1 pseudogene and 1 other annotated feature are annotated in these 1,411 nt (G+C 61.7%); the pseudogene reads right to left on the minus strand.

Annotation, left to right across the window (positions count from 1 at the left end):
• Positions 1 to 618: 618 nt before the first annotated feature.
• Positions 619 to 1,361: pseudogene (locus tag F6X39_RS36035) on the minus strand (IS3 family transposase); the annotation flags it as partial.
• Positions 964 to 1,080 (minus strand) — a sequence feature (AL1L pseudoknot). (Overlaps the previous pseudogene by 117 nt.)
• Positions 1,362 to 1,411: the final 50 nt, after the last annotated feature.

Genomic DNA, 1,411 nt, shown 5'->3' on the forward strand with positions numbered 1-1,411 from the left:
AACTGCCTCCCTTCGCCATGTAGCCGGCTTTCCCGACTTCGGACTACTACGGAGGCTCCGCCAGCCTGCACGTCATCGGGGGCACACTCCCTTGGCATCCGTGCAGACCTTCCCCAGTTCACATGCTGGACTCAACGCATGGGCGAGGCTGCCTGTCGCAGTCTTTATCCTTGCTTGCCGCAAGTCGTCGCGAACACCACGATCTAGCTGCGCGCTCCCCGTGGTTCCATGCCGAACAGCATACATATCCAGTCGGCGCTCGTGCCGCCGGTCCATACGTGTGACCGGCGTCAGTCCGCGTCCTGCCCATAAAGCGGTGTGGGCAGGGGTGACATTTCAACCCTCAGATGCGGTTTAACAGGTTCGTGTTCCTCAACCGTCCCATGCTCAGCCTGGAGGCTCATCTTGGCGTAACCGCTTCGCCGCAAGCCCCGTTTCCCACGGACTACGTCACCTTGCCAGTGTCAGCAAGTCACCGCCGCTTCGGCTCACTTCCTCTCGCAGCAGAGGAAGGGCATGCCCCGGTACCGCAACATCAACTACTCCGGAGTCCTGCATTCCAAACATGCTCAAGCAGCTTCACCCCCATACAGGCGAGCTACGCTGGCTGGGCGTACCGTAGGTGAAATCCGAAACCCAGAGCTGGTTCGGCCGTGCCGCCTTGAACTGGCGATTGACCCGATCCAGCGGGCGCGGGGCTATGGCATCAGGAACAGTCGTGCGAACACGCTTGCCTCGCATCACGCCGCGCAAACCCAGTTGCTTCATCAACCGTTCGACCGTGCAGCGCGCCACCGCGATACGCTCCCGGTTCATCTGCTTCCAGACTTTATCCGCGCCGTAGACCTGCATGTTGGCCTGCCACACACGCTTGATCTCCGGCCGCAGACGTTCATCGCGGATTGCGCGAACAGAGCGCCGCGACGGATCACGAAGCTGCGCGGCATGGCGTCGGTAACCCGACGGGGCAATCCGCAAGACCTTGCAGATCGGCTCGACCCCGAAGGTGTCGCGATGCTGATCGATGAAGGCCTTCAGGACTTGAAACGGCGGTCGAGCTCCGCCTGGGCGAAAAACGCGCTCGCGACCTTGAGAATCTCGTTGGCACGACGCAACTCCTTGACTTCGCGCTCCAAGGCCTTGAGGCGCTCGCGCTCGTCTGTGGTCACGCCATCGCGCTCACCGTGGTCGACCTGGTCGCGCTTGATCCACTCGTGCAGTGTCTGCGATGTGCAGCCGATCATGGGCGCAATCGATTCGACCGCCGCCCACATCGACGGATGTTCGCTACGCTGCTCGCGCACCAGGCGCACTGCGCGCTCCCGGACTTCCGGGGAAAACTTGGTTACCTTCTTGTTCATGGCTCCATTCTCTCAAGAGTTGGAGCCTCCACAAAATCCGGGGCGGTTCA

It is taken from the genome of Paraburkholderia sp. UCT2, from assembly GCF_014397665.1.
GTDB lineage: Bacteria > Pseudomonadota > Gammaproteobacteria > Burkholderiales > Burkholderiaceae > Paraburkholderia > Paraburkholderia tuberum.